This window comes from Phyllobacterium sp. 01N428 (genome assembly GCF_056399405.1).
Genome location: NZ_JBFTRH010000001.1, coordinates 1,581,706 through 1,594,762, shown reverse-complemented (window position 1 = coordinate 1,594,762; position 13,057 = coordinate 1,581,706). Strand labels below are relative to the sequence as shown.

General features: G+C 60.4%; 16 protein-coding genes. 9 read left to right on the top strand and 7 right to left on the bottom strand.

Going from position 1 to position 13,057, the window contains the following annotated elements; all coding sequences use genetic code 11:
- Positions 1–62: 62 nt before the first annotated feature.
- The 6 genes from AC1DNI_RS07840 to AC1DNI_RS07815 all read left to right on the top strand — a co-directional run bounded on the left by AC1DNI_RS07840 (position 63) and on the right by AC1DNI_RS07815 (position 4,785).
- On the top strand, positions 63–830 hold the full coding sequence (locus AC1DNI_RS07840; protein WP_477691417.1) for an SDR family oxidoreductase: 768 nt from the start codon (positions 63–65) through the stop codon (positions 828–830).
- Positions 827–2,926, top strand: a complete 2,100-nt coding sequence (gene uvrC / locus AC1DNI_RS07835; RefSeq protein ID WP_477691416.1) for an excinuclease ABC subunit UvrC — start codon at positions 827–829, stop codon at positions 2,924–2,926. The genes AC1DNI_RS07840 and uvrC overlap by 4 nt, the downstream gene beginning before the upstream one ends.
- 98 nt (positions 2,927–3,024) lie before the next feature.
- Positions 3,025–3,609, top strand: coding sequence for a CDP-diacylglycerol--glycerol-3-phosphate 3-phosphatidyltransferase (pgsA, locus tag AC1DNI_RS07830; RefSeq protein ID WP_027229781.1), 585 nt, complete (start codon positions 3,025–3,027; stop codon positions 3,607–3,609).
- Positions 3,610–3,621: 12 nt separating this feature from the next.
- Positions 3,622–3,876: a molybdopterin converting factor subunit 1 gene (gene moaD / locus AC1DNI_RS07825; RefSeq protein WP_027229782.1), complete on the top strand. Its 255-nt coding sequence runs from the start codon at positions 3,622–3,624 to the stop codon at positions 3,874–3,876.
- 1 nt (position 3,877) lies between these two features.
- A complete protein-coding gene (locus AC1DNI_RS07820) occupies positions 3,878–4,357 on the top strand; it encodes a molybdenum cofactor biosynthesis protein MoaE (RefSeq protein WP_477691415.1) in 480 nt (159 codons plus the stop codon).
- Positions 4,354–4,785 carry an META domain-containing protein gene (locus AC1DNI_RS07815; RefSeq protein ID WP_091919046.1) on the top strand — a complete coding sequence of 144 codons (432 nt, stop codon included), beginning with the start codon at positions 4,354–4,356 and terminating at the stop codon, positions 4,783–4,785. Before AC1DNI_RS07820 ends, AC1DNI_RS07815 begins: the two co-directional genes overlap by 4 nt.
- 60 nt (positions 4,786–4,845) lie before the next feature.
- On the opposite strand, the gene ndk is transcribed toward AC1DNI_RS07815, so the two are convergent.
- Entirely contained in the window at positions 4,846–5,268 is a 423-nt protein-coding gene (gene ndk, locus AC1DNI_RS07810) for a nucleoside-diphosphate kinase (RefSeq protein ID WP_027229784.1), read from the bottom strand.
- A 223-nt stretch (positions 5,269–5,491) separates the two neighbouring features.
- Here ndk and AC1DNI_RS07805 point away from each other — a divergent pair, with 223 nt between their 5' ends.
- Together AC1DNI_RS07805 and AC1DNI_RS07800 are read left to right on the top strand one after the other, a co-directional pair.
- A complete protein-coding gene (locus AC1DNI_RS07805; protein ID WP_477691414.1) occupies positions 5,492–6,004 on the top strand; it encodes a DinB family protein in 513 nt (170 codons plus the stop codon).
- Positions 6,005–6,085: 81 nt separating this feature from the next.
- Complete coding sequence (locus AC1DNI_RS07800; protein ID WP_477691413.1) at positions 6,086–7,990, top strand: ABC-F family ATP-binding cassette domain-containing protein; 1,905 nt, start codon at positions 6,086–6,088, stop codon at positions 7,988–7,990.
- Positions 7,991–7,997: 7 nt separating this feature from the next.
- On the opposite strand, the gene AC1DNI_RS07795 is transcribed toward AC1DNI_RS07800, so the two are convergent.
- Both AC1DNI_RS07795 and AC1DNI_RS07790 read right to left on the bottom strand, forming a co-directional pair.
- Positions 7,998–8,660, bottom strand: coding sequence for a GNAT family N-acetyltransferase (locus AC1DNI_RS07795; RefSeq protein WP_477691412.1), 663 nt, complete (start codon positions 8,658–8,660; stop codon positions 7,998–8,000).
- Positions 8,661–8,667: 7 nt separating this feature from the next.
- Positions 8,668–10,104, bottom strand: coding sequence for an MFS transporter (locus AC1DNI_RS07790; protein ID WP_477691411.1), 1,437 nt, complete (start codon positions 10,102–10,104; stop codon positions 8,668–8,670).
- Between the two features lie 116 nt (positions 10,105–10,220).
- Here AC1DNI_RS07790 and AC1DNI_RS07785 point away from each other — a divergent pair, with 116 nt between their 5' ends.
- Positions 10,221–10,850: a helix-turn-helix transcriptional regulator gene (locus AC1DNI_RS07785; RefSeq protein WP_477691410.1), complete on the top strand. Its 630-nt coding sequence runs from the start codon at positions 10,221–10,223 to the stop codon at positions 10,848–10,850.
- Here AC1DNI_RS07785 and AC1DNI_RS07780 read toward each other — a convergent pair.
- Genes AC1DNI_RS07780 through AC1DNI_RS07765 form a run of 4 tightly spaced genes read right to left on the bottom strand, consistent with a single transcriptional unit; the run spans position 10,829 to position 13,055 of the window.
- Positions 10,829–11,368: a GNAT family N-acetyltransferase gene (locus AC1DNI_RS07780; RefSeq protein WP_162737271.1), complete on the bottom strand. Its 540-nt coding sequence runs from the start codon at positions 11,366–11,368 to the stop codon at positions 10,829–10,831. The two genes, AC1DNI_RS07785 and AC1DNI_RS07780, sit on opposite strands and share 22 nt — an antisense overlap.
- Positions 11,368–11,955, bottom strand: a complete 588-nt coding sequence (locus AC1DNI_RS07775; protein ID WP_477691409.1) for a hypothetical protein — start codon at positions 11,953–11,955, stop codon at positions 11,368–11,370. Before AC1DNI_RS07775 ends, AC1DNI_RS07780 begins: the two co-directional genes overlap by 1 nt.
- Positions 11,956–11,965: 10 nt before the next feature.
- On the bottom strand, positions 11,966–12,415 hold the full coding sequence (locus AC1DNI_RS07770) for a DNA polymerase III subunit chi (RefSeq protein WP_477691408.1): 450 nt from the start codon (positions 12,413–12,415) through the stop codon (positions 11,966–11,968).
- 13 nt (positions 12,416–12,428) lie between these two features.
- Positions 12,429–13,055 (bottom strand): glutathione S-transferase family protein, encoded by a 627-nt coding sequence (locus tag AC1DNI_RS07765; RefSeq protein WP_477691407.1) that lies wholly within the window; start codon positions 13,053–13,055, stop codon positions 12,429–12,431.
- Positions 13,056–13,057: the final 2 nt, after the last annotated feature.

The following is a 13,057-nucleotide window of genomic DNA, read 5'->3' as shown; positions in this document are numbered from 1 at the left end:
TCGCGCTTTTCGTCGCCGAACCCTATATTCGGACCTGAATCACAGCATGGATGGAGTGGACCTTGAAGATTGACCGAACCGTTGCTCTCGTAACCGGCGGCGCGAAACGGATCGGCAAGGCGATTGTCGAGGACCTGGCGGCGCATGGCTTTGCCGTCGCCATTCATGGCCATAACGGCCTTGATGAAGCGCGCGACCTGCTTCGTTCAATCGAGGCGCAAGAGGGCAAGGGCTGCGTTGTGAAAGCCGATCTTAGCGACAGTGACGCAGTTCGCCGCCTGATCGGTGATGTCGGAACCGCGCTTGGCCCGGTTCAACTCCTCGTCAACAACGCTTCGGTGTTCCACGCGGACGGCATCGGCGATCTCGGCAATGACGAGATCTGGGACGGCCATTTCGCGGTGCATGTTAAAGCGCCGGTGCTGCTCGCCGATGCCATGGCCGCGGCCCTTCCACCGGAAGCCGAGGGACTGATTGTCAACATGATCGACCAGCGCGTCCTGAAGCTCATGCCGACGTTTACATCCTACACATTGTCGAAGGCGGCACTGTGGGCCGCGACGCAAACGCTGGCGCAAGCGCTGGCACCCCACATTCGCGTCAATGGCATCGGCCCAGGCCCTACCCTGCCGAGCTCCCGCCAAAATAGCGCCGCGTTCGACAAGCAGGTTCACGCGCTCCTGTTGCAACGCGGCCCCGATCTGTCAGAATTTGGCCGCACAATCCGCTACCTCTGGGAGACCCGCTCGATCACAGGGCAGATGATCGCCCTTGACGGCGGACAGCATCTGGCGTGGGAAACGCCCGATGTATCAGGAATTATTGAATGAGCGACCCGGACAATCAGAACCAGAAGAACGAGCTTCACGCAGACAATACCAACGATGACGACATCGTTCTTGGCGTCGACGAGGAGGAAGACGAGCCTGCCGAGGAAAGCAATGAGCCCGTCCGCGACGTCGCTGCGCTGATCAGCGCGATCGAATGGGATACGAGCGTCGTTTCCGAAGGCTCGAGCGGACCCGATGTGATTGCGGACCTCGTCAAGCGGCTGCCCAACAAGCCCGGCGTCTATCGCATGTTCAATGCGAGCGGCGACGTTCTCTATGTCGGCAAGGCACACAGCCTGAAGAAGCGCGTTTCCAACTATGCGCGCGGACAGGGCCACAATAACCGCATCTCCCGGATGATCCGCGAGACGGTCAAAATGGAGTTCGTCGTCACACGCACCGAAACGGAGGCGCTTCTCCTTGAAGCGAATCTGATCAAACGCTTACGGCCGCGTTTTAACGTGCTGATGCGGGACGACAAGTCCTTCCCCTATATCCTGCTCACCGCCCCGAAGCGCGGCGAAAAATGGCTGGCGCCCGGCATCTTCAAGCATCGCGGTGCGCGCTCCAGCAAGGGCGACTATTTTGGCCCCTTCGCTTCGGCGGGAGCGGTAGGACGCACGATCAATGCGCTGCAGCGTGCCTTCCTTTTGCGCACCTGCACCGATTCCTTCTACGAGAACCGCAGCCGGCCGTGCCTGCTCTATCAGATCAAGCGGTGCTCTGGCCCGTGCACCGGCGAGGTCAGCGAAGGCGACTACGACGAACTCGTGCGCGAAACGAAGGCGTTCCTCTCCGGCAAGAGCCAGGCGGTCAAGACCCACCTTTCCGACGCGATGCGCGAGGCGTCGGCCGAACTCGACTTCGAACGCGCCGCCATCTATCGCGACCGCCTCTCGGCGCTCTCGCACGTGCAATCGCATTCCGGCATTAATCCGCAATCCGTCGAGGAAGCCGACGTTTTCGCCATCTACCAGGATGGCGGCGTGACCTGCATTCAGGTGTTCTTCTTCCGCACCGGACAGAACTGGGGCAACCGCGCCTATTACCCCAAGGCGGACTCTTCCCTGTCCGCCGCCGAGGTTCTCGGCGCGTTCCTTGCGCAGTTCTATGACGACAAACCGTGCCCCGCATTGATCATGCTGTCGGAGACAGTCGAAGACCAGGAACTGCTCTGCGCTGCCCTCACCGCAAAATCTGACCGCAAGGTCTCGATCACCGTGCCGCAGCGCGGCGAAAAGAGGGACCTGGTCGAACATGCCTTGAGCAATGCGCGCGAGGCGCTGGGACGGCAACTCGCGGAGACCTCGTCGCAATCGCGCCTGCTCAAGGGCGTCGCCGATACGTTCGGGCTGGAAAAGACGCCGCGTCGCATCGAGGTCTACGATAACTCGCACATCATGGGAACCAACGCGATCGGCGCGATGATCGTTGCCGGGCCGCAGGGCTTCGTCAAGAACCAGTATCGCAAGTTCAATATCCGCTCGACCGAGATTACCCCGGGCGATGATTTCGGCATGATGCGCGAGGTCATCGAGCGGCGATTCAGCCGGCTGGTCAAGGAGCACGGAACGCCCGAGAACCGCGACGCACCGGCCGAGGACCTCGAGGTCGATGAATTCGAGGAAGATACCGATGCCTTCCCCGCCTGGCCGGACATCATCCTGATCGACGGCGGACAGGGGCAGATGAGCGCGGTGCGCGGCATCCTCAACGAGATGGGGATCGCCGACAAGGTGACGGCTATCGGCGTTGCCAAGGGCGTCGACCGCGATGCCGGGCGCGAGCGGTTCTTCATGGAAGGCAAGCCGTCGTTCACGTTGCCGCCGCGCGACCCGGTTCTCTATTTCCTGCAACGCCTGCGCGACGAAGCGCACCGTTTTGCCATCGGCACGCACCGGGCCAAGCGCAAGAAGGAAATGGTCAAGAATCCGCTCGACGAGATCGCCGGTATCGGTCCGTCGCGCAAGCGCGCGCTCCTGCATCAATTCGGCACGGCAAAGGCAGTTTCACGCGCCGCTGTCGAAGATTTGATGAAGGTCGACGGCATATCTGAAGCGATGGCGATTACAATTCGCGACCATTTCCGTACATAGCTGATTTTCGGACATAAATGCGCCTGACTTCTTATTGATTGGCTTGACGTTTGGCGGTCGAGCCACTTTGATCGGCACTGATTTGATTGGTTGGAAACATGCCCAGAAACAACGCCTACTCACTGCCGAACCTGTTGACCTATGCCCGTATCATCGCGGTTCCCCTCGTCGTCATTTGCTTCTTCCTCGAAGGCAGGCTGCAATCGAGCGACGCTGCGCGCTGGGGCGCGCTGGCCATCTTCCTGATCGCCAGCATTACCGACTTTTTCGATGGTTATCTCGCCCGTATATGGCAACAGACTTCTACGATCGGGCGTATGCTCGATCCCATCGCCGATAAATTGCTGGTTTCTGCCGTCCTCCTCCTTCTCGCTGCAGACGGGACCATAGCAGGCTGGAGCCTTTGGGCGGCCATCATCATCCTTTGCCGGGAAATTCTTGTTTCGGGCCTGCGCGAATATCTTGCCGAACTCAAGGTCAGCGTGCCGGTCAGCCGGCTGGCGAAATGGAAGACGACGATCCAGATGATCGCGATCGCGTTCTTGCTGACCGGCCCGGCCGGCGACAAGATCGTGCCGATCGTGACAATAACCGGCATTATTCTATTGTGGATTGCCGCGCTCATTACGCTGTACACTGGCTGGGACTATTTCCGCGCCGGCCTGAAGCATGTCGTCGATTAGAAAGGTTTCGATATGACCAAGCTCGTCTATTTCGCATGGGTACGCGAGCGGATCGGCAAAGGCGAGGAAGAGCTCGAACTCGCTCCATCGATCGTGACCGTCGGCGACCTTCTCGCGCATCTGAAGCAACGCGGCGACGAATATGAGGCCGCATTCGAATATCCAGAGGTCATCCGTGTCGCTATCGACCAGGAGCATGTCGAGCACGACGCGCCGATCCAGGGTGCGCGCGAAATCGCCCTCTTCCCGCCGATGACCGGGGGATGAAATGGGTTCGGTCCAGCCCCTCGTCCGGATTCAGGGTGAGGATTTCGATACAGCCTCCGAGATTGCCCGCCTGACCGAAAACCGCCGCGGCATAGGCGCCGTCGTAACATTCAGCGGCCTTTGCCGCGACGAGGCAGGAACGCTCGCCGCGCTCGAGATCGAGCATTATCCCGGCATGGCCGAAGCCGAGATCACCCGCATTGCTGACGAGGCCCTGGCGCGCTGGAGCCTGGACGGGCTGACGGTCATCCATCGCTATGGCTTCATCAAGCCCGGCGAAAACATCGTCCTCGTGGTGGCGGCCTCGGCGCATCGGCAGGCGGCTTTCGAAGCCGCGTCGTTCCTGATGGATTACCTAAAAAATGCCGCACCTTTCTGGAAAAAACAGCATCTCGTGGGCAGGGATGGCGAGAACAGCTGGGTGGAAGCCAAGGCAACGGACAAGGAAGCGCTAAGGCGCTGGCAGAAGAAAACCAAATGAACCGGATAGCAATCGGATCGCTCGTCATCGGCTTCATCGCCGCCGTCGTACTTCTTGGACTGTCGCTGACAGCGCGCAGTGCGGAAGCCGCCAGGCAATTGACCGACATCAACTGGGTTGCGGAAGATCTCAATGGCGGCGGCGTCATCGATTATGCGCAGACGACGCTGCTCATCGGGCCGTCGGGCGCCGCGAGCGGCTCGGGAGGTTGCAATCGTTTCGCAACGACTGCGACGATCAACGGTGCGAAGATCAGCTTCAAACCCGCTGCGGCGACGCGCATGATGTGCGCGCCTGCCGTGATGGACCAGGAGCAGAAATTCTTTGCGGTCCTGGAAGAGGCGCGGACCTATTCGGTCGAGGCCGCTACGGGAAAGCTCTTTCTCTACGACAAGGACGGCAAGATCGTCGCCCGCCTGTCGCGATAGACCTCCAGAAACAAAAAAACCGGGCACTTGGCCCGGCTTTTTCAATTCGATTATCAAGTATCAACCGACGATTTCGGTGCCCGAGAACCAGTAGGAGATTTCCTCGGCAGCGGTTTCGGGAGCATCCGAGCCGTGCACAGAGTTCTCGCCGATCGACAGGGCGAACAGCTTGCGGATCGTGCCTTCGTCGGCATTGGCCGGGTTGGTCGCGCCCATGATTTCACGGTTGCGGGCAATCGCGTTCTCGCCTTCGAGGACCTGAACGATCGTCGGGCCGGAGGACATGAACTCGACGAGCTCGCCGAAGAACGGGCGTTCCTTGTGAACCGCGTAGAAGCCTTCGGCTTCGCGGCGGCTCATCCAAACGCGCTTCGAAGCAACGACACGAAGGCCGGCCTCTTCGAACTTCTGGATAATGGCACCGGTGAGATTGCGACGCGTCGCGTCGGGCTTGATCATCGAGAAAGTGCGTTCAATCGCCATGGGAGTAAACCTTGTCATGAGGGAAATTGGTGGCGACCCTATAGCGGCAGGCAGTGCTTTTGCCAAGGGCTCGCCGCGATAAAGGCGAAAGGCTAAAAACTCATCGCTACCTGCCATGCTCGGGCGCGCCCATCCTTGGCGCAGAATAAAATCGCGTGGAAAGATGGCATCGTTTGGATAATGTGTCAGCAGGACTGACTCTTATCGGCGGAACGTCAACGTCATGGAACAGCATTTTCGCATGTTCGCAGCCTATAACCGCTGGGCGAACGAGCGGCTATATACAATAGCGGCCGAACTCGATGACGAGGAGTATCGCCGCGACATGCGCGCTTTCTTTGCGTCGATGCATGGGACGCTCAACCATCTTCTCGTCACCGACCGCATCTGGCTTTTCAGGTTCACTGGTGAAGGCGAAGCGCCGAAGGCCCTCGATGCGATCCTGTTCGACACGTTCGAGGATCTCAGGATTGCGCGCGTAAAGGAAGATGCCCGCATCATTGACTGGGTCAGCAGCCTGAATGCAGCGGCCATCGGCGGGCGCTTCACCTATACTACCGTGAGCGACATGCGCACGATCAGCCAAAGGCTTGCGCCGGCGCTGGCGCATTTGTTCAACCACCAGACGCATCATCGCGGCCAGGCGCATGCCATTCTGACGGCGCTCGGCAAGACGGCTCCATCCTTCGATCTGATCCAGTTTCAGCGAACGGAAGAAGGTCGCCCCTACGCCTGACGGCATTTTTCGGTCCGTTCGGGACATATCTGCAACAGGAGCGGCTTGCGAAATCGGCATTTCCCGTGCAAAAGCGCGGCCATGCTTATTCTCGACAATATATCCGTGCGCATGGCCGGCCGCTTGCTGATCGATCACGCCAGCCTCAACCTGCCTTCGGGCACGAAGGCTGGGCTGGTCGGCCGCAACGGCGCCGGCAAGTCCACGCTGTTCAAGGTGATTACCGGCGAGCTTCACGCCGAGACGGGCGATTTCTCGCTGCCGAAGAACGTGCGCATCGGCCAGGTGGCGCAGGAAGCGCCGGGTACCGAAGACTCGCTGATCGAGATCGTGCTGGCCGCCGATACTGAGCGCAGCGCCTTATTGGCGGAAGCCGAGAGCGCAACGGACCCGCATCGCATCGCCGATATTCATATAAGGCTTGCCGATATCGACGCGCATTCGGCGGAAGCGCGCGCCGGGGCGATCCTTTCGGGTCTCGGCTTCGATGCGGAGGCGCAGAAGCGGCCAGCCTCGTCTTTTTCGGGCGGCTGGCGCATGCGCGTTGCCCTGGCGTCAGTGCTGTTCGCCGAACCCGACCTTCTGCTCCTTGACGAGCCGACCAACTATCTCGATCTCGAAGGCACCCTGTGGCTCGAAGATTATGTGCGCCGCTATCCGCATACGGTCATCCTCATCAGCCACGACCGCGACCTTTTGAATTCCTCGGTCAACGCGATCATCCATCTCGACCAAACCAAGCTGACGCTGTGGCAGGGCAATTACGACCAGTTCGAGCGCCTGCGCAGTGAAGCGTTGGAGCTGCAGCAAAAGCAGCGCACGAAGCAGGAGGCCCAGCGCAAGCACATGGAATCCTTCGTCGAGCGCTTCCGTGCCAAGGCATCCAAGGCAAAGCAGGCCCAATCGCGCCTGAAGGCGTTGCAAAAGCTGAAGCCCATCGCCGCCGTTATCGAGGACCATGTCCGGCCGTTCCATTTTCCCGAGCCGGAAAAGGTCGTGGCATCGCCGATCATCGCAATCGAGAACGGCGAGGTTGGCTACACCCCGGGCAAGCCTGTATTGCGGCACCTCAATCTGCGCATCGACGCCGATGACCGCATCGCCCTCCTTGGCTCGAACGGCAACGGCAAGTCGACGCTGGCAAAGCTCATCGGCGGCCGCCTGCCATTGCAGAGCGGGCGCATGACCGTTGCGCCCAATCTCAAGATCTCGTTTTTCGCCCAGCACCAACTCGATGATCTGGTGCCGGAAGACAATGCGATCGAGCATGTGCGCAAGCTGATGCCGGATGCGCCCGAAGCAAAGGTCCGCGCGCGCGTTGCGCAGATGGGTCTTGCGACCGTCAAGATGAACACGGCGGCAAAGGACCTTTCCGGCGGCGAGAAGGCGCGCCTCCTGATGGGCCTTGCGACCTTCCACGGTCCGAACCTGCTCATCCTCGACGAGCCAACCAACCATCTGGACATCGATAGCCGCGAGGCGCTGATGTATGCGCTCAACGATTTCAACGGCGCGGTCATCCTCATCGCCCACGACCGCCACCTGATCGAGGCGACGATGGACAGGCTCTGGCTCGTGCGTGATGGCGGGGTTGCGCCCTATGATGGCGATCTCGACGCTTATCGCGCACTCGTGCTTGCCGATGCAAAGGCGGAACGCTCCGGTAGCGGCAAGGCGGCCGTCGATGAAGGGCAGAAGCTGACCAAGGCCGAGCAACGCAAGCTGGCGGCGCAGCGGCGCGAAGCGTTGAAGCCCCTGCAGAAGAAGATCCATGAGGCGGAGGCACAGGTTCAGCGCTTCCAGAAGAAGATCGACACGCTGCAGGCGCAGCTCGCCGATCCGGTCATCTATTCGCGCGAGCCTGCCAAGGCGACGCAGATCGGCAAGGAGATCGGCTATGCCAGGACTTCGCTCGCCCGCGCCGAAGAGGAATGGCTGACGCTGTCGGGCGAGTATGAGGAAGCGATGGCGGAACTGGCGCAGTAAACTTTGCCTAAGCTTCGGGCGGGATCAGCACAGTCGTATAGGGCGAGTGCAATTGCCAGCCTAAGGTCTGATAGAGCGCACGTCCATCCGGCGTTGCGACAAGGGCGGCATGGCGAATGCCGTTCTCGTGCGACAGACGCTCCAGCTGCTTCATGAGCGCACGGCCGAGCCCGCGCCGCCGGTGGTTTTCATGGGTGCGGATGCGGTCATAGACGGCGAGTTCGCCGGGAAATGCGATGCGCCCGGTGGCAGCGATCTCACCGCCACCGTCCAGAATATTGAGAAGCGTTACGCCAGCGCCAAGCTCCTGGCGGGAAAAGGAATAGCCGTCCGGCAGCGACGCATCTTGCCCGACCATTTCTCCGGAAAGCAGCATCATGTATCCCGGCGGCCCGATGTGCCATCGGCGCGGCAGATTTAACCCGACCGTTTTCGCGGGCGCGCAAACCTTCAGGAAGACGAAAGGCTCGCGGATGGCTTCAGCGTGCTCCAGGACATGGGCGGAATATGCCGGAAACAAGTGCCGCCGCTTCTGGTCGGGCAAGCCGACCTCGATGCGGTAAGCGCCATGCTCGAAAACGGGCGCCGCCACCTGCCGTGTCAGCGCCCATCCTTTCGCCCAAATCCCCACAATCGCCGGATCGGCTTTCAAATCGTCTTCATTCGCCATGCGCTATCTATAGCGGCTTGTGCAATTCGATCGCCAGCGGATTTTTCTTGCGAAGCGGCAGGGCAAAGCCCGCGATCATGGCGCCGAGGCCAATGATCGCCGAGACCGTGAATATGGTGATCGTCGCATCGCGTAGGCCATCGGGCGTGGTCGCCTCGGGGTAACCGGCGGCGTTGGCGGTAAGACCCGCCACCGCTGCACCGATTGCATAGCCCGCCGACTGCAAGGTCGGCAGCAGCGCGGAGGCGCGGTCGCGCTCACCGCTACGAGCGGCCTCCATGACATTCTGGCTCAGAAAGCCCCAGCTTACGCCAAAGCCGGTGCCAATGCTCATCTGTCCGAGCATCACGACGAGCGGAATATCCAGCGAAAAGCCAACGACAATGACGGCGAGGCCAGCAACCAGCAGGGCCGGCCCAAGCCGGATCAAGAATGCGCGGCGGGAAGGACTCTGAATATTGGCCACGAGGATAGCGCAGGTGCTCCAGGCGATGGCAAAGGTCGCGCTGAAGGCACCCGCCTTGGTCGGACCGTAGGACCAGAGGTCCTGCAGCGTCATCACCAGGTAGACGGATGTCGATGCCTGTGCCACCGGCATCAGCAGGACGACCCAGAGGCCGATACCGACCGTCGAATTCAATGCAAAAGCGTCCGAAGGGAAGAGCGGCGTGTGGCTGCGGCGGTCGAGGACGATAACGCAGATGAGCACCAGGGCGGCCGCTGCAACGAACACGACTTCCATACCGAGATTGTTGGCGATGCCGGCAAGAGCAACGAGCATGATGCCAGTACCGATCGCCGCGAGGCGAAAGATCGGCACAGAATGGCGTGATACTTCACCGGAAAATTTCGGCACGATACGCAAAACAAGGGCGATGAAGATCAGCCCAAGCGGAACGTTGACGAGGAAGGCGGCGCGCCAGGAAAAATGCTCGGTCAAAAGCCCGGATGCCAGCGGGCCGCCAAAGGCCGCAGTGGCCCAGACCAGTGCTTCGGCACCAAAAACCTTGGCGACCAGCCGCGACGGGAAGAGTTCGGGAATGAGCGCATAGCAGATCGCGGCAATGATGCCCTCGCCCAGTCCCTGCAAGGCGCGGCCCAGGAGCACCTCCGGCATTGAAGACGCAAACGCGGCGATGAGCGTGCCGAGCAGAAAGATCAGCCCGGAGCCGACGAGTGTCGTACGCGCGCCAAACCTTCCCTTCAGAAGCGCGCCGCTGGCGCCGCCGACAATGGAAAGCACCAGATAAAGCGTGAAGGCCCAGGAAATCAGTTCCAGACCGCCGATTTCGCGAACAGCTGTCGGCAGCGATGTCGAGACGAGGAAGCCGTTGAAGGCAAAGAGCGCAACGCCGAGGCAGAGCGTCGTCGTTGCGGCCGAGTAGCGCGGATCAAGCAATTCCGACCAGCCGGCGTCGCCAACATTTTCCTTTACTTCCGACATGGCATTTCCTCATTTAATAAGTTTTATGTTTTTATATTCCCTCAAATTAAACAAGCAATAGCTTTTTTAATTTTTTTCGATAAGCTCGAGACATGCAGGACCGTACGACAAACCGCATGCTATATTCACTGAAAGTGGCTGGTCCGCAGACCGCCGCCGCCCTGGCCGAACGACTGGATATTACCGCCGTCGCTGTCCGTCAAATGCTTGGGCGATTGCATGAGGGCGGCCTTGTCGCCTTTGAAGACAGCCGCGAAAGCGTCGGACGGCCCAAGCGCTTCTGGCACCTGACCGATGCCGGCAATGCGCAATTCCCCGACAATCATGCCGGTCTTACCGCCGATCTCTTGGCCTCGGTTTCATCTGTGTTCGGCGAAGCGGGCCTTGACCGGCTGATCTCGCACCGAGAACAGGCGACGTTGAGCCAGTACCGCGCGGCACTTGACCCAATTCACTCTATCGAAGGGAAAGTCGAGCAGCTCGCCGAAATCCGCTCGGCGGAGGGCTACATGGCGGAAGCCAGGCGCGACCCCGATGGCGATTTTATGCTCATCGAGAATCACTGTCCGATCTGTGTTGCGGCCAAGGCCTGCCAGAAACTCTGCAGATCGGAGCTCGAGGTGTTTCAGGCTGCGCTTGGGCCCGATGTCAGCGTCGAAAGGTTCGAGCACATCCTCAAGGGCGCTCGCCGCTGCGCCTACCGGATCAGGCCAACCAGCGAGGGTCAGCTGGCGATGAAGCTGTAGAGCATCGGGCTCATATAGGTAGTCCCTGTTCGCCAATAGTCGCGCAATGGACCGCCCTCGCATTCAAAACCGAGCTTGGTCACCAGCCGGATCGAAGGGGCATTATCCGGGTGAATGATCGCAGCAATGCGCCTTGTCTTGAGGTTTTCGATGCAGTGCGCCACCAGTCCCTGCACGGCTTCGCGCATCAGTCCGCGCCCATGCCAATTTGCGTTGAGGATATAGCCGATCTCCAGGCGATGGTTGCGCGCTTCGCGATGATGATAATTGACCATGCCGATGCATTCATCGGTTTTGGCATCGGCGACAGCCCAGGCAAGCGCGTCATAGGGCGATGTCGTCTTCGCAAGAATGCGCACCCAGCGCCGCGTCTCGTCGATATCCTCGCAGGCGACGAAATCCCAGTAGCGCATGAGTCGTTCATTGCCGAGACAAGCGTGGAGACCGCGGTCGTCGCGGGCCTCGAACTGCCGCAAGCGCAGCCGCTTCGTCGTAATTACCGGAAACGACCGGTCCATCACCGGCCCCATTTCGGCTGCGTCGGCACTTTTTCAACGGATTTGCGGCCGCGCGACCGGATAAGGCCGAAAACACCGATCGCGATCAGGGCGACACCGCCCGACACGATGCGCCAATCGATGGCCCGTGCACCGCGACGCAGGATCAGATCGACCCCGGCGACCTCGAGCCCATCAAAATCGCCGGGACCTATGGTGAAGGTATAATTGCCAGATTCGACCGGATCGATATCGCCGATACTGGCGCGATAGAACTGCGGGCCCTGTGGCGAGCCCTTGTTGCCAACCCGCCCGTTCAGATAATCCAGCGTCTTGACGAGAATGTCCTTGCCGTCCCGCGTCACCACTGCCGTCAGGGCCGTGCGTCCCTGCGTCGGCACGAAATTGCGTAGGGGCTGCATATCGACAAAAGCGCGCACCGGCGCATCGTTAACGTCGAGGCGGACCGTAACCGGCTTGTAGGGACCGGGCCGGTCGTAGATGCGCCGCGATCCGATCTCCTCACCGGAAAAATTGGTGGTCGCCCAGGGATCGGCCACGCCAAGGGCGATTCCGGCCAGGAGAATGAGAAACAGAATCAGCCGCATCTGACAGCGCTCACGCTTTCTTCTCCCAACGGCCCTCTGCGTTCTGCTGCCAGTAGGTCAGCGTGTGCCCTTCGGCCTTCAACGATTTCCACTGTTCCCGCGCTTGTTCGAGTTGCTGCTGGTCGTGGCCATCGAACATGAGCACCAGCCGGTCGTATTTCTCGACGTTGCGGGGTGCGGCGCCATCGACGAGGAACCGCACCGTTGCGCCATTCGGATTGCCGTCGCCGGTCGTCAGGATGATTGGCTGTTCTTCCGGGTATGGCTCCAGATCGGTGGCATGGGCGAGGAACGAGGCGTCTGACCAAGTCCATAAATGGTTGTCGAGGCTGTCGCGGCGCTCTTCCGACCCTGTCTGGATTACCACCCTCCACTTGCGCTCCACCGATCGCTCGATCAAGCCGGGAAGCGCGTTTTCGAGCGTCGATTCCGTCAGATGGTAGAAAAGGATCTCGGTCATTGGGTCTCGGCGATCAAAATTTCGTATGTTGCGAACGCGTGGACGCCATGATCGGCAACATTCGAACACCGTTCCACCATTCACGCAAGCGCGGCTGTTCGTCAATGAGGTTCGAGCCGATCGCAACGCTGGCGGCCGCAGCAAGCACGCTTCCGAGATAAAACGTCGCTAGCGTCGGGTCGGCGAACGCGGCAGCGGGCGATGCGGCGACAAAACCCTCAAGAACCCGCAGGACGCGCCGCCCGTCTTCAATGCTTTCGCTCGAAGGCTGCTCGCCGTCGCGCCACCAGAGCGGAACGTATATGTCCCACACGAGCGGCCGATAGCCGTAATTGTCGATGATGCGCATCAGCTGGCGCATGCGCGCCGCCATTTCCACGTCCGTCGGAGTGAGGCTCGACGGTTCTACGATTGCATCGATATAGTGGATTATGGCGTCCGTCTCATAGAGGCGAACGCCATCGATCTCGATGGCCGGAATGCGCTTGAAGGGATGGCGTAGATCGTAACCCTCCGGCACTGTTCCGCCTTCGAACGGATCGGTCTCGACCAGATCGAACGCCAGGCCCTTCGCGTGAAGGACGAGCCGCACGATCCGCGTATAGACGCTTTCATCGAGACCGTAGAGTGTGACGTCCACCA

Excerpts from the sequence above, each read along its gene's own strand:
- uvrC (WP_477691416.1), top strand. The coding sequence starts at position 827 with ATGAGCGACCCGGACAATCAGAACCAGAAGAACGAGCTTCACGCAGAC.
- pgsA (WP_027229781.1), top strand. The coding sequence starts at position 3,025 with ATGCCCAGAAACAACGCCTACTCACTGCCGAACCTGTTGACCTATGCC.
- moaD (WP_027229782.1), top strand. The coding sequence starts at position 3,622 with ATGACCAAGCTCGTCTATTTCGCATGGGTACGCGAGCGGATCGGCAAA.
- AC1DNI_RS07820 (WP_477691415.1), top strand. The coding sequence starts at position 3,878 with ATGGGTTCGGTCCAGCCCCTCGTCCGGATTCAGGGTGAGGATTTCGAT.
- AC1DNI_RS07815 (WP_091919046.1), top strand. The coding sequence starts at position 4,354 with ATGAACCGGATAGCAATCGGATCGCTCGTCATCGGCTTCATCGCCGCC.
- ndk (WP_027229784.1), bottom strand. The coding sequence starts at position 5,268 with ATGGCGATTGAACGCACTTTCTCGATGATCAAGCCCGACGCGACGCGT.
- AC1DNI_RS07805 (WP_477691414.1), top strand. The coding sequence starts at position 5,492 with ATGGAACAGCATTTTCGCATGTTCGCAGCCTATAACCGCTGGGCGAAC.
- AC1DNI_RS07800 (WP_477691413.1), top strand. The coding sequence starts at position 6,086 with ATGCTTATTCTCGACAATATATCCGTGCGCATGGCCGGCCGCTTGCTG.
- AC1DNI_RS07795 (WP_477691412.1), bottom strand. The coding sequence starts at position 8,660 with ATGGCGAATGAAGACGATTTGAAAGCCGATCCGGCGATTGTGGGGATT.
- AC1DNI_RS07790 (WP_477691411.1), bottom strand. The coding sequence starts at position 10,104 with ATGTCGGAAGTAAAGGAAAATGTTGGCGACGCCGGCTGGTCGGAATTG.
- AC1DNI_RS07785 (WP_477691410.1), top strand. The coding sequence starts at position 10,221 with ATGCTATATTCACTGAAAGTGGCTGGTCCGCAGACCGCCGCCGCCCTG.
- AC1DNI_RS07780 (WP_162737271.1), bottom strand. The coding sequence starts at position 11,368 with ATGGACCGGTCGTTTCCGGTAATTACGACGAAGCGGCTGCGCTTGCGG.
- AC1DNI_RS07775 (WP_477691409.1), bottom strand. The coding sequence starts at position 11,955 with ATGCGGCTGATTCTGTTTCTCATTCTCCTGGCCGGAATCGCCCTTGGC.
- AC1DNI_RS07770 (WP_477691408.1), bottom strand. The coding sequence starts at position 12,415 with ATGACCGAGATCCTTTTCTACCATCTGACGGAATCGACGCTCGAAAAC.